Source organism: Rhizobacter sp. AJA081-3 (assembly GCF_017795745.1).
Lineage (GTDB): Bacteria > Pseudomonadota > Gammaproteobacteria > Burkholderiales > Burkholderiaceae_C > Piscinibacter.
Genome location: NZ_CP059067.1, coordinates 2,184,811 through 2,206,818 on the forward strand (window position 1 = coordinate 2,184,811; position 22,008 = coordinate 2,206,818).

Below are 22,008 nucleotides of genomic sequence, written 5' to 3' on the forward strand. Positions count from 1 at the left end.
CTCAGGCGCCGGGCCGCACGCGCAGGAAGCTCGCGAAGCGTGGCACGCCCTGCGGCGTAAGGCCGCGGTGCGTGAACGTCACAGTGCTGCCCAGCGGCGGCGGAGCTTCGCGCTGGGCATCGCTGAAGCCGGTGCCGATCTGGAACAAAACGCCTGCCTCGGTGCGCACCTGCAAAGCACCGAGCCGGCCGGCGCGTCTGCCGCGCCCCGGAGCGTGACCGATCACCACGGCATCGGCGTCCTGCACCGGCTTCAGCTTGAGCAGCACGCGGCTGCGGCCCGTCACGTACGCAGCATCCGAGCGATGCAGCATCAGACCCTCGCCGCCGCCGCGGACCACTTCGTCCAGGCGCCGGCGCAATGCGTCGCGGTCCGTCACGGTGGATTGCGGCACGGCCTGCCACTGCGGCGAGCCGGCTCGCCGGGCCAGCTCCGATAGCGCGGCCGCACGCTCGTGGAAGCGCAGCGGCCCAGCGGGCAACTCGAACGCCATGTAGCGCACCTGCTGCCAGGCTGCGTTGTCCGGCGACGCGCGCCGCACCAGACCGGACAGCTCGTCGAAGCGGCACCGACCGACCCAGAGCTCGCCGTCGAGCGATTGCGAGGGCAATGTCCGCAGGAACCAGGCCGGCGCGGCGACTTCACCGCCGCCGCGAAAGCGCAGCCGCGTGCCGTCCCACAGCGCACGCACGCCGTCGAGCTTCTCGCTGACCAGCCAGCCAGCTGGGTCGATGTCGTGCTCGGCCTCGTGGGCCAGCAGCAAGGGCAGCGATGCGGCGCCCGCGCCCGTCGAAAACGGGAGCGCGATCGCGCCGCCCAGAAGCGCCAGGGCATCGCGCCTGCCCATTGAAGTCCGATCGGATCCCATGTCGGCTCCTGGCCGTGAAACATGGGCTCATGGTGGCCGGCGCCGCGCGGGCAGGCCATCCCCCCGGCGGGCCGAAGGCGATGGCCCCCATCCGGGGGCCCGCCGCTCAGCGCGGCGTGACGAGGTCGCGGATCTGCTGCAGCGCCGTCGGGTCGTCCATCGTGGTCAGGTCGCCGGGGTCGCGCTGCTCGCACACCGCCTGGATCGCACGGCGCAGCATCTTGCCGGAGCGCGTCTTCGGCAGCAGCGTGACGAAGTGGATGCGCGACGGCCGCGCCACGGCGCCTAGCTGGCTGTCCACCGTCTTCATCACCTCGCCTTCGAGCTTCAGGCGCGCCGCCGGGTCATTGACCAGGTTGGCATCCTTGAGCACCGCGAAGGCCATCGCCACCTGGCCCTTGAGCTGGTCGGCGACGCCCACCACCGCCACCTCGGCCACGGCCGGGTGGCTGGAGATGCTCTCCTCGATCTCGCGCGTGCCCAGGCGGTGACCGGCGACGTTGATGACGTCATCGGTGCGTCCGAGGATGAAGAAGTAGCCGTCCTTGTCGCGGATGCCCCAGTCGAAGGTGCTGTACAGCAGCTTGCCCGGGATACTCTTCCAGTAGGTGTTGACGAAGCGCGCGTCGTCGCGCCACACGGTCTGCATGCAGCCCGGCGGAAGCGGGCCGGCAATGGCGACCACGCCCTTCTGGTCGGGCGAGGTGACCGGCTCGCCGGTGGCTTCGTCGATCAGCTGCACGTCGTAGCCGTACACCGCCTTGCCCGGCGAGCCGAACTTGGTCGGCGCCTGCTCCACGCCGTTGCAGATCGCCAGAATCGGCCAGCCGGTCTCGGTCTGCCAATAGTTGTCGATGATCGGCTTGCCCAGGCTCTCGGAGATCCACTTGGCGGTAGGTTCGTCCAGCGGCTCGCCGGCCAGGAACAGCGCGCGCAGCGACGAGAGGTCGTACTTGGTGAGGAAGGCCGGATCCTGCTTCTTCAGCACGCGCACGGCGGTCGGCGCGCTGAACATCACCGTGACCTTGTACTTCTCGACCAGGCTCCACCAGATGCCGGCGTCGGGCCGTGTCGGCAGGCCTTCGTACATGATCGTCGCCATGCCGGCGATCAGCGGGCCATAGATGATGTAGCTGTGGCCCACCACCCAGCCGATGTCGCTGGTCGAGAAATAGGTCTCGCCGGCGTTGCCGCCGTAGATGTGCTTCATCGAGGCGGCCAGCGCCACCGCGTAGCCGCCGGTGTCGCGCTGCACGCCCTTGGGCTTGCCGGTGGTTCCGCTGGTGTACAGCGTGTAGCTCGGGTGCGTCGCATCGACCCACACGCACGGCACCACGGTGTTCAGGTGCTTGGCACGCATCGAGGTGTAGTCGACGTCGCGCCCTTCGGTCGTCGCCATCGCGCTGAGGCCGCGGTTGACCAGCAGCACCCTGGCCGGCTTGTGCGCCGCGAGTTTGATGGCCTCGTCGAGCAGCGGCTTGTAGGCCACCACCTTGCCCGAGCGCATGCCGGCATCGGCGCTGACGACCACGGTGGGCTCGGCGTCGTCGATGCGGCTGGCCAGGCTGTGGCTGGCGAATCCGCCGAACACCACCGAGTGGATCGCGCCGATGCGCACACAGGCCAGCATCGCGAAGGCCGCCTCGGCGATCATCGGCATGTAGATCAGCACGCGGTCGCCCTGCTTGACGCCGAGGTCCTGCAGCACCGCGGCCATGCGCTGCACTTCGGCATGCAGTTCGCGGAAGCTGTAGACCTTCTCCTGCTCGGTCTCGGTGGAGACGAAGATCAGGGCGTTCTGGTCGGCGCGCGTGGCCAGGTGCCGGTCGACGGCGTTGTGGCACAGGTTGGTCTTGCCGCCGACGTACCAGCGGGCGAAAGGCGGGTTGGAGTAGTCGCAGACCTGCTGGAAGGGCGTCTTCCAGTCGATCAGCTTCGCCTGCTCGGCCCAGAAGCCGTCGCGGTCGGTGATCGAGCGCTGGTGAAACTCGGCGTAGCTCGTCATGCGTGTCTCCTGATGATTGTTCTCTCGCTGGCGGCGCATTTCATGCGCATGCTCTTACGAGGGTCTGACGGTCACCCGATGGTGACCACCACGCGGCCGCGCAGCTTGCCCTCCATCAACTCGTGCGCACGAGGGATGGCCTGCGCCAGCGGCACCTCCACCGCGATCGCGTCGATCATCGCCGGGTCGAGGTCGCGCGCCAGGCGCTCCCAGGCCTGCCGACGCAGCGCCAGCGGTGCCATCACGCTGTCCACCCCGGCCAGCGTCACGCCGCGCAGGATGAAGGGCATGACCGTGCCCGGCAGGTCGCCGCCGCTTGCCAAGCCGCAGGCGGCGACCACGCCGCCGTAGCGCGTCTGCGCGCAGGCATTGACCAGCGTGTGGCTGCCCACCGCGTCGACCACCGCTGCCCAGCGTTCCTTCTGCAGCGGCTTGCCGGGGGCGCTCAGCTCGGCGCGGTCGATGACCGAGGCGGCCCCGAGCTGCTGGAGGTAGCCGGACTCGGCGGCCTTGCCCGTCGCCGCCACGACGCGGTGGCCGAGCTTGGACAGCAGCGCAGTCGCCACGCTGCCCACGCCACCGGTGGCGCCGGTCACCAGCACTTCGCCGTCGCCGGGCTTCACGCCGTGACGCTCCAATGCCAGCACGCACAACATCGCCGTGTAGCCGGCGGTACCGATGGCCATCGCCTGGCGGGTGCTGAAGGCTGCCGGCAGCGGCACCAGCCAGTCGCCCTTCAGGCGGGCGCGCTGCGCCAGGCAACCCCAGCGCGTCTCGCCCACGCCCCAGCCATTGTGGATGACCTTGTCGCCTGCCTTCCACTGGGCATGGCTGCTTTCCAGCACCGTGCCGGCGCCATCGATGCCGGCCACCATCGGCCAGCTGCGCACCACCGGCCCGCGATTGGTGATGGCCAGGCCGTCCTTGTAGTTGAGCGTCGAATGCTCGACCTGCAGCATCACATCACCCTCGGGCAACGAGGCCTCGTCGACGTCGCGGATGCCGGCCTGGAAGCCGGCTTCGGTCTTTTCCAGCAAGAGTGCCTTGAACATGGAGTCTCCTCATCGATTCGCACAGACGATAGCGCAGCCGCCGCGAGGATCGAAAAGTTGCTGCAAGTGCCCGTCGCGACTGAGTTTTTTGGGTTGACGCTGGCACCGGCAGCGCCTAAGCTGCGCCCCGATGCCCCGCTCCCGTCGCACCTTCGCCGTCCGCCGCTTCGCCGTGGCCGCGGCGCTCGCCATGGCCGGCGCGCTGGCGCAGGCCGCGCCGGACAGCGCCACCGATCCGCTTGGCAAGCTGCTCGCCGACCGTGGCCTGGGCGATCCGGACAAGATGCCGGCCGCCGTGCCGCCCAGCGAGTACGAGTTCGTCAACAAGGTGCGCGACAAGGCTTCCGACATGGTGCTGGGCGCCATGAACTTCCTCGGCGTGCCCTATCGCCGCGGCGGCAACTCGGCCGACAGTGGCTTCGATTGCAGCGGCTTCACGCGCCACGTGTTCGAGATGAGCCTGGGCCTGGTGCTGCCGCGCCGCGCCGACGAGCAGGCCAGCGCGCCTGGGCTGAAGAAGATCAGGCGCGAGGAGCTCAAACCCGGCGACCTGGTGTTCTTCAACACGCTCAAGCGCACCTTCTCCCATGTGGGCATCTACATCGGCGAAGGCAAGTTCATCCACGCGCCGCGAACGGGAGGCGAGGTGCGCGTGGAAGACATGCGCTACGCCTACTGGAGCAAACGTTTCACCGGGGCCCGGCGCGCGCAGCCGCTGGAGTCTTCGGCGGAACCGGCCCGGCTCGATGCCGCCGTGGCACCGGCCAAGGCGGCGCCGCTGGCCGCACCGGTGGTCGCCCCCGCCCCCGCCATCGACGCCGAGACCTACCGAACGCTGCACTGAGCCGTCCGCCGGACCACGCTCGGTACCCCGGTCAAGCCCGGGGTCGTGCCGTGTGGCCGGCGACGCACCGGAAGGCACAATCCGCGCATGGGCGAAAAAGTCATTCCACTGGCCGACCACCGCTACGCCGCCAGCATCCCGCGCATTCCGATCCAGCCGGCAGCGCCGACGGGACTGCTCGGCGACCGGCTCGGTCGGCCGCTGACCGACCTGCGCATCTCCGTCACCGACCGGTGCAACTTCCGCTGCAGCTACTGCATGCCCAAGGAAGTGTTCGACAAGCAGTACAACTTCCTGCCCCACTCCTCGCTGCTGAGCTTCGAGGAGATCACCCGCACGGCGCGGTTGTTCGTCGCCCATGGCGTGCGCAAGCTGCGCCTGACGGGTGGCGAGCCCTTGCTGCGGAAGAACATCGAAGCGCTGATCGCCATGCTCGCCGAGCTGCGCACACCGGACGGCGCGCCGCTGGACCTGACGCTGACCACCAACGGCTCCCTGCTCCAGCGCAAGGCGCAGGCGCTAAAGGACGCCGGGCTGCAGCGCGTCACGGTGAGCCTGGATGCGCTGGACGACGGCATCTTCCGCCGCATGAACGACGTCGACTTCCCGGTGGCCGAAGTGCTCGACGGCATCGCCCAGGCACAGCGCGTGGGTCTCGGGCCGATCAAGGTCAACATGGTCGTCAAGCGCGGCACCAACGACCACGAGATCGTGCCGATGGCGCGCTACTTCCGCGAGAACTTCGGTGGCGGCATCGTGCTGCGCTTCATCGAGTACATGGACGTCGGCGCCACCAACGGCTGGCGCATGGACGAGGTGCTGCCCTCGGCGCAGGTGGTCGAGCGCATTTCGGCCGAGTTCCCGCTGGAGCCTCTCGAAGCTCAGTTGCCCGGCGAGACCGCGCAGCGCTGGCGCTACCGCGACGGCGGCGGCGAGGTGGGCGTGATCTCCAGCGTCACGCAGGCGTTCTGCCGCGACTGCAACCGCGCGCGGCTGTCCACCGAAGGCAAACTGTTCCTGTGCCTGTTCGCCCACCAGGGTCACGATCTGCGTGCACTGCTGCGCGGCAACTTCGACGATGCGCAGATCAGCGCGGCCATCGGCGAGATCTGGACCGGCCGCGACGATCGCTACTCCGAACTGCGCAGCGCCCTGCATGCCGACACCGGCAGTGGCCAGCGGCGCGTCGAGATGCACTACATCGGCGGATGACCCCGTGACCATTTCCACCGACGACATCACCGGCCTGATCCTCGCCGGCGGCCGCGGCAGCCGCATGGGCGGCGTCGACAAGGGCCTGCAGAACCACCTGGGCATGCCGCTGGCCATGCACGCGCTGATGCGGCTGAGCATGCAGGTCGGCCACGTGATGATCAATGCCAACCGCAATCTGGGTGCCTACGAGTCCCTGGGCGTGCCGGTGTGGCCCGACGCCCTGCCCGACTACCCCGGCCCGCTGGCCGGCTTCCTGGCCGGGCTGGAGCATTGCGAGACGCCCTACCTCGTCACCGTGCCCTGCGACACGCCGGGCTTCCCGATCGACCTGGTCGAGAAGCTGGCCGCGGCCCTGGAGGCCGACGGCGCCGACATCGCCATGGCCGCCACGACCGAGAACGGCGCGCAGCAGGTGCAGCCGGTGTTCTGCCTGATGAAGGCCTCGCTGATGGAAAGCCTGGTTCGGTTCACTCAGACGGGGCAGCGCAAGATCGACCGCTGGACGGCACAGCACCGCTGCGTCGAGGTGCCGTTCGACGATGCGCGGGCCTTCTTCAACGCCAACACGCTGCCGGATCTGCAGCAGCTGCAGACGAATGCCTGAACCTGTCGACGTGCGCCGCCTGCGCGCGCTGGAACTGGCCGAGTACAAGGCCCTGCGCGATGCGATGCTCGCTGCTCATCCCGATGCCTTCACCAGCGACGCCGAGGCCGAGGCCGCCAAGCCGGCCCAGGCCTACCTGCCGCGACTGGGTCTGGACCGGCCGCAGGGCGGGCATTTCACGCTGGGTGCCTGGGACGGCCGCGCGCTCGTCGGTGCGGTGAGTTGCGAGCGCGACATGCGCCTGAAGGTGCGCCACATCGGCCATCTGATCGGCATGATGGTGGCCGATCACGCCGCCGGGCGCGGCATCGGCAAGCGCTTGCTGCAGGAGTGCATCGCCCTGGCCCGCGCCGCGGACGGCCTCGAACTGCTCACGCTGAGCGTCACCGCCGGCAACGCCGCCGCCGAGCATCTGTACCATCGCGCCGGCTTCGTGCGCTACGGCACCCAACCGCGCGCCGTCAAGCTCGACGGCCGCTACCATGACAAGCACCAGATGATCCTGAGCCTGTGAGCACGATGACGACCGCGACACCCCCGACCCTGGCCGAGATCGCCTCCTGCGTGAGCGGTTACGACCCGAACGCCCTGCCGGTGGCCCAGGCGCAGGAGTTCATCGCGCGCCTCGTTCCGCGCGTGCAAGCGGTGGAGATGCTGGCGATCCGTTCGGCTCTCGGCCGCGTGCTGGCGCGCGACATCGTCTCGGCCATCGACGTGCCGGCACACGACAACTCGGCGATGGACGGCTACGCGCTGCGCGGCAGCGATCTCGCGGCCAGCGGCGACACCGTGCTGCAGGCGGTGGGCACGGGCTTTGCCGGCGCGCAGTTCGATGGCAGCGTCGCCGCGGGTCAGTGCCTGCGCATCATGACCGGCGCGGTGATGCCGGCCGGCCTGGACACGGTGGTGCCGCAGGAATTCACCAAGGCCGACGGCACGCGCGTGACGGTGCCTGCTGGCGTCGTGCGCACCGGCGACAACCGGCGCCTCGCCGGCGAGGACCTCGCGATGGGCGAAGCCGCGCTGAAGGCAGGCCGCGTGCTGCGCCCAGCCGACCTGGGCCTGCTCGCCTCGCTCGGCCAGGCCGAGGTGCCGGTGCTGCGTCGCCTGCGCGTCGCCTTCTTCTCGACCGGAGACGAACTTCGCTCGATCGGCGAGCCGCTGGACGCCGGCTGCGTCTACGACAGCAACCGCTACACACTGTGGGGCATGCTGCAGCGCCTCGGTGTCGACCTGATCGACATGGGCGTGGTGCGCGACGACCCGGCCGCGCTGGAGTCCGCCTTCCGCCACGCCGCCGAGAACGCCGATGCGGTGATCACCTCCGGCGGCGTCAGCGTTGGCGAGGCCGACCACACCAAGCAGGTCATGAAGACGCTGGGCGACGTGCTGTTCTGGCGCATCGCGATGCGACCAGGCCGGCCGATGGCCATCGGGCGCATCACCAGCCGCGGCCACGACGCCATCCTGTTCGGCCTGCCGGGCAACCCGGTGGCGGTAATGGTCACCTTCTACGCCTTCGTGCGCGACGCGCTGCTGGCGATGAGCGGCGCGTTCGTCCAGCCATTGCCGATGTTGAGCGCCGCCAGCACGCAGCCGATCCGCAAGAAGGCCGGCCGCACCGAGTACCAGCGCGGCATCGTCTCTCGTAGCGCCACCGGCTGGCAGGTGGAGATCACCGGCTCGCAGGGTTCGGGCATCCTGCGCAGCATGAGCGAGGCCAACGGCCTGGTCGTGCTGCACCATGAACAAGGCAACGTGGCTGCCGGCGAGCTCGTCGACGTGCTGCCCTTCGACGGACTGGTCTGATCGATGTACCCCACTCCCTCCAGCGCCGGTGACGGCGCCGCCGCACCGCGTAAGGCCATGACGCTGCATCGCCTGGCCGCCATGCGCGCCGCCGGCGAGAAGATCAGCATGCTCACCTGCTACGACGCCAGCTTCGCGCGCCTGCTCGACGACGCCGGTGTCGACGTGCTGCTGATCGGCGACTCGCTGGGCATGACCGTGCAGGGCCGCGACAGCACGCTGCCGGTGACGCTGGACGACATGGCCTACCACGTGCAATGCGTCGCTCGCGGCAACCGCCATGCCTGGATCGTCGGCGATCTGCCCTTCGGCAGCTACCACACCGGCACCGAGCAGGCGCTGCTCAGCGCCGCCAGGCTGATGCAGTCGGGCGCGCACATGGTCAAGCTCGAAGGCGGCGGCTGGACCGTGCCCGTGGTGCGCCACCTCGTCGAGCGCGGCATCCCGGTGTGCGCCCACCTCGGGCTGACGCCGCAGTCGGTGCATGCGCTGGGCGGCTACCGCATTCAGGGTCGCGACGACGACGGCGCGGCGCGTCTGCTGCGCGAGGCGCGCGAGCTGGCCGACGCCGGTGCCTCGATGCTGGTCGTCGAGCTCATCCCCAGCACGCTCGGCAAGCAGCTCACCGCGAGCCTGCCCATCCCGGTGATCGGCATCGGCGCCGGGCCCGGCTGCAGCGGGCAGGTGCTGGTGCTGCACGACATGCTCGGCGTCACGCGCAGCAAGCTGCCGCGCTTCGTGCGCAACTTCATGGCGGGTGCCGACAGCATCGAGGCCGCGGTGCGCGCCTACGTGGCGGCGGTCAAGGACGGCAGCTTCCCCGACCCGGCCGTGCATGGCTACTGACAGGAGCGCGCCGATGCAGATCGTCCACACCATTGCCGACCTGCGCAGCATCCTCGCCGGCCAGGCGAAGACCGCCTTCGTGCCCACCATGGGGAACCTGCACGAAGGCCACTTGTCGCTGGTGCAGATGGCGCGTTCGCACGGTGCACCCGTGGTCGCCAGCATCTTCGTGAACCGGCTGCAGTTCGCGCCGCACGAGGATTTCGACACCTACCCGCGAACGCTGGAGCGCGACTGCGAGCTGCTGCGTGGTGCCGGCTGCGACATCGTCTTCGCACCGTCGGAGCGCGAGCTCTACCCGGAGCCGCAGCGCTACACCGTGCAGCCGCCGGCCGAGCTGGCCGACATCCTCGAAGGCCACTTCCGGCCCGGCTTCTTCACCGGTGTGTGCACCGTGGTGCTCAAGCTCTTCAACTGCGTGCAGCCGCGCTACGCGATGTTCGGCAAGAAGGACTACCAGCAGCTGATGGTGATCCGGCGCATGGTGAAGCAGTTCGCGCTGCCCATCGGCATCGTCGCCGGCGAGACGAGCCGGGCCGCCGATGGCCTGGCGCTGTCGTCGCGCAACGGCTACCTCGACGCTGAACAGCGCGCCGAGGCCGTGCAACTCAGCGCCGCGCTGCGGCGCATCGCCGAAGCGGTGGCTGCGGGCGGGCGGGATTGGGCGAAGCTCGAATCGGACGCGATGGCCGGACTCGCGGCGCGCGACTGGAAGCCCGACTACGTGGCGATCCGGCGCCAGCACGATCTCGGCGAGCCGGCGCCCGGCGAGCCGCTCGTGGTGCTGGCGGCGGCCAAGCTCGGCAGCACGAGGCTGATCGACAACCTCGAACTGCCGGCCCCCTGAGTCCGCCTCAGCGTTTCGCGAGGCGCTGCCAGGTCTCGACCACCGTGTCGGGGTTCAGCGAGATCGACACGATGCCCTCGCGCGCCAGCCAGTCGGCGAAGTCCGGGTGATCGCTGGGGCCCTGTCCGCAGATGCCGATGTACTTGCCGACCGCGCGACAGGCGCTGATGGCGCGTGAGATCAGCGCCTTCACAGCAGGGTCACGCTCGTCGAAGTCGCGCGCCAGCAGTTCGAGCCCGGAGTCGCGATCCAGCCCCAGCGTGAGCTGCGTCAGGTCGTTCGAGCCGATCGACATGCCGTCGAAATGCTCGAGGAACTGCTCGGCCAGGATGGCGTTGCTCGGCACCTCGCACATCATGATCACGCGCAGGCCGTCCGTGCCGCCCGCGGCCGCGCGCTTGAGGCCACGGTCGGCGAGCATGCCCACCACCTTCTGCGCCTGGCCGAGCGTGCGCACGAAGGGCACCATGATCTCGACGTTGGACAGGCCCATGTCGGTGCGAACCCGCTTGAGCGCCTCGCACTCCATCGCGAAGGCCTCGCCGAAGCTCTCGCTGACGTAGCGGGAGGCGCCGCGAAAGCCCAGCATCGGGTTCTCTTCCTCGGGCTCGTAGCGCGAACCGCCGATCAGCTTCTTGTACTCGTTGCTCTTGAAGTCCGACAGCCGCACGATCACCGGCTTGGGCCAGAAGGCCGCGGCGATCGTGGCGATGCCCTCGACCAGCTTGTCGACGTAGAAGGCGCGCGGCGAGGCGTGGCCGCGTGCCACCGACTCGACGGCCTTCTTCAGGTCGGCGTCGACGTTGGGGTAGTCGAGGATCGCCTTCGGGTGCACGCCGATGTTGTTGTTGATGATGAACTCGAGCCGCGCGAGGCCGACGCCGGAGTTGGGCATCTGCGCGAAGTCGAAGGCGAGCTGCGGGTTGCCCACGTTCATCATGATCTTCACCGGGCAGTACGGCAGCTCGCCGCGCTGCACGTCGCTGATCTCGGTCTCGAGCAGGCCGTCGTAGATGAAACCGGTGTCGCCTTCGGAGCAGACCACGGTCACCAGCGCGCCGTCCTTCAGCGTCTCGGTCGCGTCGCCGCAGCCCACCACCGCCGGGATGCCGAGCTCGCGCGCGATGATCGCCGCGTGGCAGGTGCGCCCGCCGCGGTTGGTGACGATGGCGCTGGCGCGCTTCATCACCGGCTCCCAGTTCGGGTCGGTCATGTCGGTGACGAGCACGTCGCCGGCCTGCACCTGGTCCATGTCGGCCAGGCTATGCACGATGCGCACCGGGCCCGTGCCGATCTTCTGGCCGATGGCGCGGCCCTCGGCGAGCACGGTGCCGGTGCTCTTGAGCTTGTAGCGCTGCTCGACCTTGCCCTGCATCTGGCTCTTCACCGTCTCGGGGCGCGCCTGCAGGATGTAGAGCTGGTTGTCGCCACCGTCCTTGCCCCACTCGATGTCCATCGGCCGGCCGTAGTGCTGCTCGATGATCAGCGCGTAGCGCGCCAGCTCGGCCACGTCGGCGTCGGTCAGCGAATAGCGGTTGCGATGTTCGGGAGCGGTGTCGACGGTGCGCACCAGCTTGCCGGTCTTCGCCTTCTCCTCGGGCGAGGAGAACTCCATCTTGATCAGCTTGGAGCCCAGGTTGCGGCGGATGATCGGCAGCTTGCCGGCCTTCAGCGCCGGCTTGTGCACGTAGAACTCGTCGGGGTTCACGGCGCCCTGCACCACCGTCTCGCCCAGGCCGTAGCTGGAGGTGATGAAGACGACGTCCTGGAAGCCGCTCTCGGTGTCGATGGTGAACATCACGCCGGCCGCGCCGAGGTCGGAGCGCACCATGCGCTGCACGCCGGCCGACAGCGCCACGTCACCGTGCGCGAAGCCCTTGTGCACGCGGTAGCTGATGGCCCGGTCGTTGTAGAGGCTGGCGAAGACCTCCTTCATCTTGGCAAGCACCTCGTCGATGCCGACCACGTTGAGGAAGGTCTCCTGCTGGCCCGCGAAGGAGGCGTCGGGCAGGTCTTCGGCCGTCGCCGAGGAACGCACGGCGAACGAGGCGCCGGGGTTGCCCGCGGTCAGGCGCGTGAACTCGGCGCGGATGGCGGATTCGAGTGCCGGCGGGAACGGCGTGGCCTCGATCCAGTGGCGGATCTGTGCGCCGGCCTCGGCCAGCGCCCGCACGTCGTCGGTGTTCAGCGTGGCCAGGCGATCGCTGATGCGCGTCACCAGGCCTTCGTGCTTCAGGAATTCGCGGAAGGCATGCGCCGTCGTCGCAAAACCGCCGGGCACCCGGACCCCCGAGGCAGCCAGTTGGCTGATCATTTCGCCGAGCGAGGCGTTCTTGCCGCCCACCGACTCGACGTCGGTCATCCTCAGTTGTTCGAACGGGACGACCAGGGCGGTCGCCAGTGCAGGGTTGGACATGGGAAAACTCCGTGATGTTGAAAAACCGGCATTTCCCGACCTCCCGACCTGCGGCCCGAGCGAAGCTCCAGGGCGGTGCATTCCCACGCAGGCCGGCCGCACTCTTCGAGTGTTGTGTGGCGGCGGGCGGCGTTCAAGGGCGTCGGAGGTGGAAGTCTGCTCGGGATTCTACGGGTTTGTTCCCTATCATCGAGGGCGTCCCCCCAATCCGAAGGCCCGCTCTGCCATGCCCAACCGCACCGTCTTCTTCGTCTCCGACGGCACCGGCATCACCGCCGAAACCTTCGGCAACTCGATCCTGGCGCAGTTCTCCGGCAAGCCGCGCCACGTGCGCCGGCCCTTCATCGACACACCGGACAAGGCGCACCAGGTGGTGCGCGAGATCAACCACACCGCCGACGCGGAGGGCCGCCGGCCGGTGGTCTTCATCACGCTGGTCAACGCCGAGATCCTGGCGATCCTGAAGGAGCACTCCAAGGGCCTGGTGCTGGACATGTTCAACACCTTCATCGAGCCGCTGGAGGCGGAGTTCGGCGTCAAGTCGAACCACCGCATCGGCCGCTTCTCGGACGTCTCCAAGAGCCAGGAGTACACCGACCGCATCGAGGCGATCAACTTCTCGCTGGCGCACGACGACGGGCAATCCGCGAAGAACCTCGCCGAGGCCGACGTGATCCTGGTCGGCGTGAGCCGAAGCGGCAAGACGCCGACCTCGTTGTACCTGGCGATGCAGCACGGCATCAAGGCGGCGAACTACCCGCTGATCCCGGAAGACTTCGACCGCGGCCAGATCCCCTCGACGCTGGCACCGTTCAAGAAGAAGTGCTTCGGCCTGACCATCGACCCGGAGCGCCTGAGCCAGATCCGCAACGAGCGCCGGCCGAACAGCCGCTACGCCTCGATCGAGAACTGCCGCATGGAAGTGCACGAGGCCGAGGCGATGATGCGCCGCGAAGGCATCGCTTGGCTGTCGTCGACGCACAAGTCGATCGAGGAGATCGCCACCACCATCCTGCGCGACCTGCGGCCTGACCGGCTGATGTACTAGGACGGCGGCGGCGCCGCCTCCCAGCGATCCTTGCCGGCCAGCTTGGCCCGGTACATCGCCTGGTCGGCCCGGTCGATCAGTCGCTCGAAACGCTCGGACCCGCCCGCCGACATGGCCACGCCGATCGAAGCCGTGCAACCGAAGGGATCCTCGGACTCGCCGAGCTGCAGCCCGCGAAGCTCCCCCAGGATCCGCTCGACGACCTTCACGCCGTCTTCGCGGCGGGTGCGCGGCAGCACCACCGCGAACTCCTCGCCGCCCCAGCGCGCGGCCAGGTCGGTGCTGCGCAGCGCCGCCTGGATGCGCTGTGCGGTCGCGCGCAGCAGCCGGTCGCCCGCCGCATGGCCGTGGCGGTCATTGACCCGCTTGAAGTCGTCGAGGTCGAGCAAGGCCGCCACCAGCGGCTCGCCCGTGCGCTGTGCCATGTCGAGCTCGCGCTGGGCCAGCTCGCACAGCCGGCGGCGGTTGGACAAGCCGGTGAGGTCGTCGAACCAGGCCAGCCGCTCCGCCTGGCGCCGGGCAGCCTCGACCTCGCGCAGAAGGCGCACGATCACCCAGCTCACCGGCACGGAGACGACCAGCGGGATCACCACCGCGATGGCCACGTAGTGCGGGAAGGCGGCGGTTTGGGGCAGCCGCAGCGCCGCTGTCAGGCCGAACAGGGCAGCGACCGACAGGCCCACGCTGCAGGCCGCCACGACCGCCACCGTGAGCGCCACCGGGCTGCCCACGACGATCCTTCTCCAGCCTGCGTCCATTCCCGCCTCCTCGCTTCGAACGGACCGCACCGCGCCAGCGCTCAGCGAGCGCGCTGGCGCGCCGATTCGTACAGGCACACCGCCGCCGCCGCGGCGACGTTCAGCGACTCCTCGCCGCCCGGTTGCGGGATCCGCAGCGCCATTGCGCATTGCCGCTGCAGTGCCGCCGAAACGCCCTGCCCTTCGTGGCCGAGAACCCATCCGCAAGGCCACGGCAGATCGACCTCGTGAAGCGCCTGCGCGGCGTGCGAACTGGTGCCCAGCAGCGGCACGCGCAGGGTGGCCATGGCCGCGGCTTCGAGCCCCTCGACCAGGCGCAGCGCGAAATGCGCGCCCATGCCGGCACGCAGCACCTTGGGCGACCACAGCGCCGCCGTGCCCTTGAGCGCCAGCACCTGCGTGAAGCCGAAGGCCGAGGCGCTGCGCAGGATGGCACCGACGTTGCCGGCGTCCTGCAGCCGGTCGAGCACCACCGAAGGCTGGTCGGGGGCGAGCGCCGGCGCCGTCGGCGTGGTGACGACGAAGCCGATCTCCGGCGGCGACTCCAGGGCGCTCAGCCCCGCCATCAGTTCCGGCGGCACGATCGCCACCGCCGCCGCCTGGCCTGCCAGGGCACGCAGTGCCGGCTGCTCCCAACCGGTCGTGCTGACGATGGCCTGCACCGCCCGGCCGCCGCGCTGCGCGAACGCCGAACACAGGTGATCGCCCTCCAGCCACACCTCGCCAAGCTTGCGGTAGGCACCGGGGTCGGCGCCGAGCTTGCGCACCCGCACCAGCAGCGGGTTGTCGCGCGAACTGAGGTGGCGGGCGTCGGCCATGGCCTCAGCCCTCGAGCAGGTCGCGCACCGGTCCGAACGTGCGCCGGTGCTGCGGGCAGGCGCCGTGCGCGCGCAGCGCCGCCAGGTGTTCGGGCGTCGGGTAGCCCTTGTGGCCGTCGAAGCCGTACTCCGGATGCTGCGCATGCAGTTCGAGGCACAGCCGGTCGCGGTGCACCTTGGCGAGGATGGAGGCGGCGGAGATCGCCTTCACCTTCGCATCGCCCTTCACGATGGCCTCGGCCGGGATCTTCAGCACCGGGATGCGGTTGCCGTCCACCAGCACCTTGGCGGGCTTCAGGCGCAGGCCCTCGACCGCGCGGCGCATCGCCAGCATGGTGGCCTGCAGGATATTCAGCTCGTCGATCTCGGCCGCGCTGGCCTCGGCGATGCAGCAGCACAGCGCCTTGGCGCGGATCTCGTCGAAGAGGCGCTCGCGCCTGAGCGCGCTGATCGCCTTCGAATCGGCCAGTCCCTTGATGGGCTTCAGGTCATCGAGGATCACCGCTGCGGCCACCACCGGCCCGGCCAGCGGTCCGCGGCCGGCTTCGTCCACGCCGGCCACCAGGCCGGGCACGTCGAAGCTCAGGCCGAGCTGCTCAGCGCGCAAGAATCTTCTCGATCGCATCGGTGGCGGCGCGCGCGGTGTCGCGGCGGAGCTCCAGGTGCAGCGCCTGGAAGCGCTTCTCCAGCGCGGCGCAACGCTGCGGGTCGTCGAGCCAGGCGATGGCCGCATGCGCCAGCCGTTCGGGCGTGGCATCGCCCTGGATCAGCTCGGGCACGGCGAAGTCGCGCAGCAGGATGTTGGGCAGGCCCACCCAGGGCTGGTACTTCATGCGCTTCATCATCTGCCAGCTCAGCGCATGCATGGCGTAGGCGATCACCATCGGGCGCTTGAAGAGCGCCGCCTCCAGCGTGGCCGTGCCACTGGCGACAAGCGTCACGTCGCAGGCAGCCAGGGCCTCGTGCGAGTGGCCGTCGAGCAGTTCCACCCTCACGCGGTCGGCGTGCAGCTTGCGCAGCGGCTCGACCAGATGGCGCAAGCCCGGCACCACCGGCAGGATGAAGCGCAGACCGGGGCGCAAGGCCGCCATCTCGGCCGCGGCACCGAACAGGCGCGGCGCAATGTACTGGATCTCCGAACGGCGGCTGCCGGGCAGCAGCGCCACCACGGTCTCGTCGCCGATACCCAGCGCCGCACGGCTGGCCGCGCGCGGCACCTCCAGCGGGATCGCGTCGGCCAGCGGGTGGCCCACGTAGACCGCCTCGATGCCCTGCTTCGCGTAGATCTCCGGCTCGAACGGAAAGATGCACAACACGGCGTCGACCGCGTTGCGGATCTTCTCGATGCGCTTGCCGCGCCAGGCCCAGATCGACGGGCTGACGAAGTGCACGGTGCGGATGCCGGCGGCCTTCAGGCGGGTTTCGAGGTCGAGGTTGAAGTCGGGCGCGTCGACACCGATGAACAGATCCGGCTTCGCCGCCAGGATGCGTTCGGCGAGCTGGTTGCGGATGCCGACCAGCTCGCGGTAGTGGCTGAGCACCTCGACATAGCCGCGTACCGCCAGCTTGTCGTGCGGCCACCAGGCCTCGAAGCCCTGCGCGGCCATCTTTGGCCCGCCGATGCCCTGGGCCACCAGTCCGGGCCAGCGCGCACGCAGGCCGCCGAGCAGCAGGCCGGCGAGCAGGTCGCCCGAGGCCTCGCCCGCGACCATCGCGAAGCGCGGAGCGGCCGCGTCCATGCGGATCAGCGCGCGATGCCGCGCGTCGCGCCCGCGAGGAAGGCGCTCATCAGCGCCACGTCGCCTGCGGCATGCGGCTCTTCGCGGCCCAGCGCCTCGATCGCCTCGCGGGCCTGCTCGAAAGTCTTGCCCTCGCGGTACAGCAGCTTGTGCATCTGCTTGACCGCGGCGATGCGCGGCGCATCGAAACCACGCCGGCGCAGGCCCTCGATGTTGAAGCCGCGCACGGCCAGCGGGTTGCCGTCGACCAGCATGTAGGGCGGTACGTCCTGCGACACCGCGCTGCCGAAGCCGACCATCACGTGCGCGCCGATCTTGACGAACTGGTGGATGCCGGTCAGCCCGCCCACCGTGACCCAGTCGCCCAGGTGCACATGACCGCCCAGCGTGGTGTTGTTGGCCAGCGTGGTGCGGTCGGCGACCTGGCAGTCGTGCGCGATGTGCACGTAGGCCATGATCCAGTTGTCGTTGCCGATGCGCGTGACGCCCGCGTCCTGCGCCGTGCCCAGGTTGAAGGTGCAGAACTCGCGCACCATGTTGCGGTCGCCGATGTGCAGCTCGGTGGGCTCGCCGGCGTACTTCTTGTCCTGCGGCACCGCGCCGATGGAGTTGAACTGGAAGATGCGGTTGTCGCGGCCGATGGTCGTACGGCCCTCGATCACGCAATGAGGGCCGATCGTCGTGCCTTCGCCGATGCGCACCTGCGAGCGCACCACGGTATAGGCACCGATCGTGACGTTCTCGCCGAGCTGCGCGCCGCTCTCGACGATGGCGGTGGGGTGGATGCTGGCCATGTGCCCGGACTCCCTGTCTCGGCCTCAGGTGAAGCTGCGCATCGTGCAGGTGAGGTCGGCCTCCACGGCCACCTCGCCGTCCACCAGGGCGCGGCCCTTGAACTTGAACACCGACGACTTCATGCGCTCGAGCGTGGCCTCGAGCACGAGCTGATCGCCGGGCTCGACGGGCCGCTTGAAGCGCGCGTTGTCGATGCCGGCGAAGTAATAGACGGTGTTGGAGTCGGGCTCCTGGCCGAGCGTCTCGAAGGCCAGCAGCGCCGAGGCCTGCGCCAGCGCCTCGATCATCAGCACGCCGGGCATCACCGGGCGCTTGGGAAAGTGGCCGTTGAAGAAGTCCTCGTTGATGGTGACGTTCTTGATCGCCTTGATGCGCAGCCCCTTCTCCAGTTCGAGCACGCGGTCCACCAGCAGGATGGGGTAGCGGTGCGGCAGCTTCTTCAGGATCTGGTGGATGTCCATCATCATGGTTGTCTCGGCGTGGTCTCGTTCTTCTCGAGGGCTCGGATGCGGTCTCGCAGGGTGTGAAGCTGGCGCAGCGTGGCCGCGTTCTTCTCCCACGACGCATTGTCGTCGATGGGAAACACGCCGCTGTACTGTCCCGGCTGGCGGATCGAGCGCATCACCACCGAGGCCGCCGAGATATGCACATGGTCGGCCAGCGTCAGATGCCCGAGCACGATGGCGCCGCCGCCCACCGTGCAATGCCTGCCGATGACTGCGCTGCCGGCGATGCCCACGCACCCGGCCATCGCCGAATGCGCGCCGATGTGCACGTTGTGGCCGACCTGGATCAGGTTGTCGAGCTTGACGCCGTCCTCGATCACGGTGTCGTCGAGCGCACCGCGGTCGATGCAGGTGTTGGCGCCGATCTCGACATCGTCGCCGATGCGCACAGCGCCGAGCTGCTCGATCTTCTCCCAGCGCCCTTCGGTGGGCGCGAAGCCGAAGCCGTCGGCGCCGATCACCACGCCGCTGTGCACGATGCCGCGCGCGCCGATGCGGCAGCCTTCGCCGACCGTCACCCGCGGCGCCAGCCGAGTGCCTTCGCCGATCGATGCGTTTGCGCCGATCACGCAGTGAGCGCCGATCTGCGCTCGCGCACCGACCACCGCGCCGGCCTCGATCACCGACAGCGGGCCGATCGACGCGCCCTCACCCACCTGCGCATCGGCGTGCACGACGGCGCTGGCATGGATGCCGGCCGGCGGCGCCGGGCGGATGTGCCGCGCCCACCACTGCGTCAGGCGGGCGAAGTAGAGGTAGGGATCGGGCGTGACGATGGCCGCGCTGCGGCCTGCCACCGCCTCGCGCAGGGCCGGCGAGACGATCACACATGCGGCCAGCGAGACGGCCAGCTGCGAGCGGTACTTCGGGTGGGCCAGGAAGGAGATGGTGCGCGCATCCGCCCCTTCGAGCGGCCCGATGCGCGAGATGAGCAGGCTGGCGTCGCCGATCAGCTCGCCGCCGAGTTGCCCGGCGATGTCACGCAGAGCAACTTCCATCTGCGCTGCCTCCGGCTTACTTGGCGCCGGCCTGGCCGTTCAGGGCCTTGATCACCTTGTCGGTGATGTCGATCCGCGGGCCGGCGAAGACGGCTTCCTGGATGATCAGGTCGTACTTCTCGCTGTCGAAGATCTGCTTCATGACCTTGTTGGCGCGCTCGACGACGGACGCAAGTTCCTCGTTCTTGCGCTGGGTCAGGTCTTCCTGGAACTCGCGGCGCTTGCGCTGGAACTCGCGGTCCTGCTCGACCAGGTCGCGCTGGCGGCGGCTGCGTTCGGCTTCGGACAGCGTGGGCGCGTCCTTGTCGAGCTTGTCGCCGGCGGCCTTGAGCTTGCCGGCCAGGTCGGCGATGTCCTTTTCGCGCTTGCTGAACTCGGTCTCGAGCTTGGCCTGGGCGGCCTTGGCCGGAGCGGCCTCGCGCAGCACCTTGTCGGCATTCACGTAGCCGATCTTCAGTTCCTGGGCCTGCGCACCCAGCGTCGCGAGCGCCAGCAAGGCTGCGCAAGCCGTCGACTTCAGGATGGAAGTATTCATTAGAACGCGGTCCCGATCTGGAATTGGAGTCTCTCGATTCTATCGTTCGGACGCTTGCGGATCGGCGTCCCGTAACTGAGCTTGAGCGGCCCCACCGGGGAGATCCAGCTCAGGCCGATGCCGGTGGATGCACGCAGGCTGTCGGCGGTGATCTTCTCGCTCTCGCCCCAGACGTTGCCGATGTCGAAGTAGCCGAACACGCGCAGCGTGCGGTCATTGCCGGCGCCGGGCACCGGCACGTACAGCTCGCTATTCAGGTTCAGCCGGCGGTTGCCGCCGATGTAAGCGCCGGTGACGTCCGGCGGGCCGAGCGAACCCTGGTCGAACGCGCGCACCGTGCCCAGGCCACCGCCATAGAAGTTCTTGAACACCGGGTAGGGCCGGCCGGCCAGGCCCTTGCCGTAACCGATCTCGCCGTTGACCGCGAAGGTGAACTGCCGCGTGATCGGCCAGTAGTGCTGGTACTGCAGGTTGGTGCGCAGGTAGCGCGTGTCGCCGGCGAAGGTCCAGTCGAAGTTCACACGCTTGTAGCTGCCCGCATTGGGCACCAGCGCGCTGTCACGCTCGTCGCGCGTCCAGCCCACCGTGATGGGGAACGAGTTGCTGATCGCGCCGAACTGCAGCCGGTAAAGGTACAGGTTGTTCGGCATCGCATTGGTGCCGCGGATCTCGGTGCGCTCGGCGCCGATGCCGAAGAACACCGTGTCGTACTCGCTGAACGGCACGCCGAAACGCACCGAGACGCCCGGCGTGACGAGCTGGTACTGCTCGCCCTGGCTGTTGATCGGCTTGGTGGTGCGGTAGAAGAGATCGAAGGCGCGCGAGATGCCGTCGATCGTGAAATACGGATCGAGCGTGCTGAGCACCAGCGTGCGGCTGGACTTGCTGGTGTTGACCTCCAGGCCCAGGTAGTTGCCCGAGCCGAACACGTTCTCCTGCTTGATCGAGGCCGTCAGCGAGAGTTTGTCGGCCGAGGAGAAGCCGGCGCCGACCAGCAGGTTGCCGGTGGGCTTTTCCTTGATGTTGATGGTCAGGTCGACCTGATCCTGAGAGCCGGCGACCTCGGCGGTGTCGACGTTGACGTCGCTGAAGTAGCCCAGGCGGTCGACACGGTCGCGCGACAGCTTGATCTTCTGCCCGTCGTACCAGGACGATTCGAACTGGCGGAACTCGCGCCGGATGACCTCGTCGCGCGTGCGGCTGTTGCCGGCCACGTTGATGCGCCGCACGTAGACGCGCCGCGACGGGTCGGCCACCAGGGTGAGCACCACGCGACCATTGGCGCGGTCGATATCCGGCCGCGCCTCGATGCGCGCAAAGGCGAAACCGAAGGTGCCGAAGCGCTCGGAGAACTCCTTGGTGGTCTCGGTCACGGCCTCGGCCCGGTAGGGCTCGCCGGGCTTGATCTTCACCAGGGTCTTGAAGTCTTCTTCCTTGCCGAGGTAGTCGCCTTCCAGCTTGACCGCTGTCACGGTGTAGGGCTGGCCCTCGGTCACGTTGATGGTGACCGTGATGTCCTGCTTGTCCGGCGAGATCGCAACCTGCGTCGAGTCGACGTTGAACTCGAGGTAGCCGCGGTTCAGGTAGTAGGCGCGCAGCGTCTCGAGGTCGGCGTTGAGCTTGGAGCGCGAGTAGCGGTCGGCCTTGGTGTACCAGTTCAGCCAGCCGCCGTCGTTCAGGTCGAACAGGCTCTTCAGCGTGCCTTCGGAGAAGACCTTGTTGCCGACGATGCGCAGTTCGCGGATCTTGGCGGCCGTGCCTTCGGTGATCGTGAAGATCACGTTGACGCGGTTGCGCTCGAGCGGCGTGACGGTGGTCACCACTTCGGCGCCGTACAGGCTGCGCGTCAGGTACTGGCGCTTGAGTTCCTGCTCGGCGCGGTCCGCCAGCGCCTTGTCGAAGGGCAGGCCCTCGCCGATGCCGAAGTCCTTCAGCGACTTGACCAGCGTCTCCTTGTCGAACTCCTTCAGGCCGGCGAAGTCGATGCCGGCGATGACGGCACGCTCCTCGACGATCACGACGACGACACCTTCGTCGATGTCGATGCGCACGTCCTTGAACAGGCCGGTGGCGAACAGCGCGCGCAGCGCGGCGGCGCCCTTGTCGTCGTTGTAGGTGTCGCCGATGCGGAACGGCAGCGAGGCGAACACCGTGCCGGCGTCGGTGCGCTGCAGGCCCTCGACGCGGATGTCCTTCAGGACGAAGGGCTCGACCGCCCAGGCCGAGCCGGACTGGAGCGCAGCGGCAAGGGCGATGCAGAGAAGGGTCGGGCGAATGGCGTGCGCGCGGCGTGGAGAAGGCATGC

At 68.9% G+C, this 22,008-nt stretch carries 21 protein-coding genes; 8 read left to right on the plus strand and 13 right to left on the minus strand.

All coding sequences use genetic code 11. The features are described 5' to 3' along the window. Nucleotide 1: 1 nt before the first annotated feature. From HZ992_RS10415 to HZ992_RS10425, 3 genes are all read right to left on the minus strand, one after another. On the minus strand, nt 2–847 hold the full coding sequence (locus HZ992_RS10415) for a DNA ligase (RefSeq protein WP_209386570.1): 846 nt from the start codon (nt 845–847) through the stop codon (nt 2–4). A gap of 127 nt (nt 848–974) precedes the next feature. Further along, nucleotides 975–2,912 carry a propionate--CoA ligase gene (locus HZ992_RS10420; RefSeq protein ID WP_209386571.1) on the minus strand — a complete coding sequence of 646 codons (1,938 nt, stop codon included), beginning with the start codon at nt 2,910–2,912 and terminating at the stop codon, nt 975–977. A gap of 32 nt (nt 2,913–2,944) precedes the next feature. Continuing rightward, on the minus strand, nt 2,945–3,925 hold the full coding sequence (locus tag HZ992_RS10425) for an acrylyl-CoA reductase (NADPH) (RefSeq protein WP_209386572.1): 981 nt from the start codon (nt 3,923–3,925) through the stop codon (nt 2,945–2,947). 130 nt (nt 3,926–4,055) lie between these two features. On the opposite strand from HZ992_RS10425, the gene HZ992_RS10430 reads away from it, so the two are divergent. The 7 genes from HZ992_RS10430 (at nt 4,056) to panC (ending at nt 10,090) form a co-directional block, all read left to right on the plus strand. Beyond that, nucleotides 4,056–4,769, plus strand: coding sequence for a C40 family peptidase (locus tag HZ992_RS10430; protein ID WP_209386573.1), 714 nt, complete (start codon nt 4,056–4,058; stop codon nt 4,767–4,769). Nucleotides 4,770–4,856: 87 nt separating this feature from the next. Further along, nucleotides 4,857–5,981, plus strand: coding sequence for a GTP 3',8-cyclase MoaA (gene moaA / locus HZ992_RS10435; protein WP_209386574.1), 1,125 nt, complete (start codon nt 4,857–4,859; stop codon nt 5,979–5,981). Between the two features lie 4 nt (nt 5,982–5,985). Beyond that, complete coding sequence (mobA, locus tag HZ992_RS10440; RefSeq protein WP_371816806.1) at nt 5,986–6,588, plus strand: molybdenum cofactor guanylyltransferase MobA; 603 nt, start codon at nt 5,986–5,988, stop codon at nt 6,586–6,588. Then, on the plus strand, nt 6,581–7,102 hold the full coding sequence (locus HZ992_RS10445) for a GNAT family N-acetyltransferase (protein WP_209386576.1): 522 nt from the start codon (nt 6,581–6,583) through the stop codon (nt 7,100–7,102). Before mobA ends, HZ992_RS10445 begins: the two co-directional genes overlap by 8 nt. 5 nt (nt 7,103–7,107) lie before the next feature. Continuing rightward, a complete protein-coding gene (gene glp / locus HZ992_RS10450; protein ID WP_209386577.1) occupies nt 7,108–8,397 on the plus strand; it encodes a molybdopterin molybdotransferase MoeA in 1,290 nt (429 codons plus the stop codon). A gap of 57 nt (nt 8,398–8,454) precedes the next feature. Next, nucleotides 8,455–9,243: a 3-methyl-2-oxobutanoate hydroxymethyltransferase gene (panB, locus tag HZ992_RS10455; RefSeq protein WP_209386578.1), complete on the plus strand. Its 789-nt coding sequence runs from the start codon at nt 8,455–8,457 to the stop codon at nt 9,241–9,243. A 13-nt stretch (nt 9,244–9,256) separates the two neighbouring features. After that, a complete protein-coding gene (gene panC, locus HZ992_RS10460) occupies nt 9,257–10,090 on the plus strand; it encodes a pantoate--beta-alanine ligase (RefSeq protein WP_209386579.1) in 834 nt (277 codons plus the stop codon). 7 nt (nt 10,091–10,097) lie between these two features. Here panC and ppsA read toward each other — a convergent pair whose 3' ends face one another. Continuing rightward, nucleotides 10,098–12,506: a phosphoenolpyruvate synthase gene (ppsA, locus tag HZ992_RS10465; protein ID WP_209386580.1), complete on the minus strand. Its 2,409-nt coding sequence runs from the start codon at nt 12,504–12,506 to the stop codon at nt 10,098–10,100. Between the two features lie 226 nt (nt 12,507–12,732). Here ppsA and HZ992_RS10470 point away from each other — a divergent pair, with 226 nt between their 5' ends. Continuing rightward, on the plus strand, nt 12,733–13,554 hold the full coding sequence (locus HZ992_RS10470; RefSeq protein WP_209386581.1) for a posphoenolpyruvate synthetase regulatory kinase/phosphorylase PpsR: 822 nt from the start codon (nt 12,733–12,735) through the stop codon (nt 13,552–13,554). On the opposite strand, the gene HZ992_RS10475 is transcribed toward HZ992_RS10470, so the two are convergent. From HZ992_RS10475 to bamA, 9 genes are read right to left on the minus strand one after another with little or no spacing between them, the layout of a single operon-like run. Continuing rightward, nucleotides 13,551–14,312, minus strand: a complete 762-nt coding sequence (locus HZ992_RS10475; protein ID WP_209386582.1) for a GGDEF domain-containing protein — start codon at nt 14,310–14,312, stop codon at nt 13,551–13,553. The two genes, HZ992_RS10470 and HZ992_RS10475, sit on opposite strands and share 4 nt — an antisense overlap. A gap of 41 nt (nt 14,313–14,353) precedes the next feature. Continuing rightward, nucleotides 14,354–15,130 carry a TrmH family RNA methyltransferase gene (locus tag HZ992_RS10480; protein WP_209386583.1) on the minus strand — a complete coding sequence of 259 codons (777 nt, stop codon included), beginning with the start codon at nt 15,128–15,130 and terminating at the stop codon, nt 14,354–14,356. A 4-nt stretch (nt 15,131–15,134) separates the two neighbouring features. Beyond that, a complete protein-coding gene (rnhB, locus tag HZ992_RS10485; protein WP_209386584.1) occupies nt 15,135–15,755 on the minus strand; it encodes a ribonuclease HII in 621 nt (206 codons plus the stop codon). Next, nucleotides 15,727–16,869 (minus strand): lipid-A-disaccharide synthase, encoded by a 1,143-nt coding sequence (gene lpxB / locus HZ992_RS10490; protein WP_209386585.1) that lies wholly within the window; start codon nt 16,867–16,869, stop codon nt 15,727–15,729. Before lpxB ends, rnhB begins: the two co-directional genes overlap by 29 nt. 5 nt (nt 16,870–16,874) lie before the next feature. Further along, on the minus strand, nt 16,875–17,663 hold the full coding sequence (gene lpxA / locus HZ992_RS10495) for an acyl-ACP--UDP-N-acetylglucosamine O-acyltransferase (protein ID WP_209386586.1): 789 nt from the start codon (nt 17,661–17,663) through the stop codon (nt 16,875–16,877). 24 nt (nt 17,664–17,687) lie between these two features. Beyond that, nucleotides 17,688–18,128, minus strand: a complete 441-nt coding sequence (fabZ, locus tag HZ992_RS10500) for a 3-hydroxyacyl-ACP dehydratase FabZ (protein ID WP_209387126.1) — start codon at nt 18,126–18,128, stop codon at nt 17,688–17,690. Then, a complete protein-coding gene (lpxD, locus tag HZ992_RS10505; protein ID WP_209386587.1) occupies nt 18,128–19,168 on the minus strand; it encodes a UDP-3-O-(3-hydroxymyristoyl)glucosamine N-acyltransferase in 1,041 nt (346 codons plus the stop codon). Before lpxD ends, fabZ begins: the two co-directional genes overlap by 1 nt. 16 nt (nt 19,169–19,184) lie before the next feature. Further along, a complete protein-coding gene (locus tag HZ992_RS10510; protein ID WP_209386588.1) occupies nt 19,185–19,703 on the minus strand; it encodes an OmpH/Skp family outer membrane protein in 519 nt (172 codons plus the stop codon). Continuing rightward, entirely contained in the window at nt 19,703–22,006 is a 2,304-nt protein-coding gene (bamA, locus tag HZ992_RS10515) for an outer membrane protein assembly factor BamA (RefSeq protein ID WP_209386589.1), read from the minus strand. The genes HZ992_RS10510 and bamA overlap by 1 nt, the downstream gene beginning before the upstream one ends. Nucleotides 22,007–22,008: the final 2 nt, after the last annotated feature.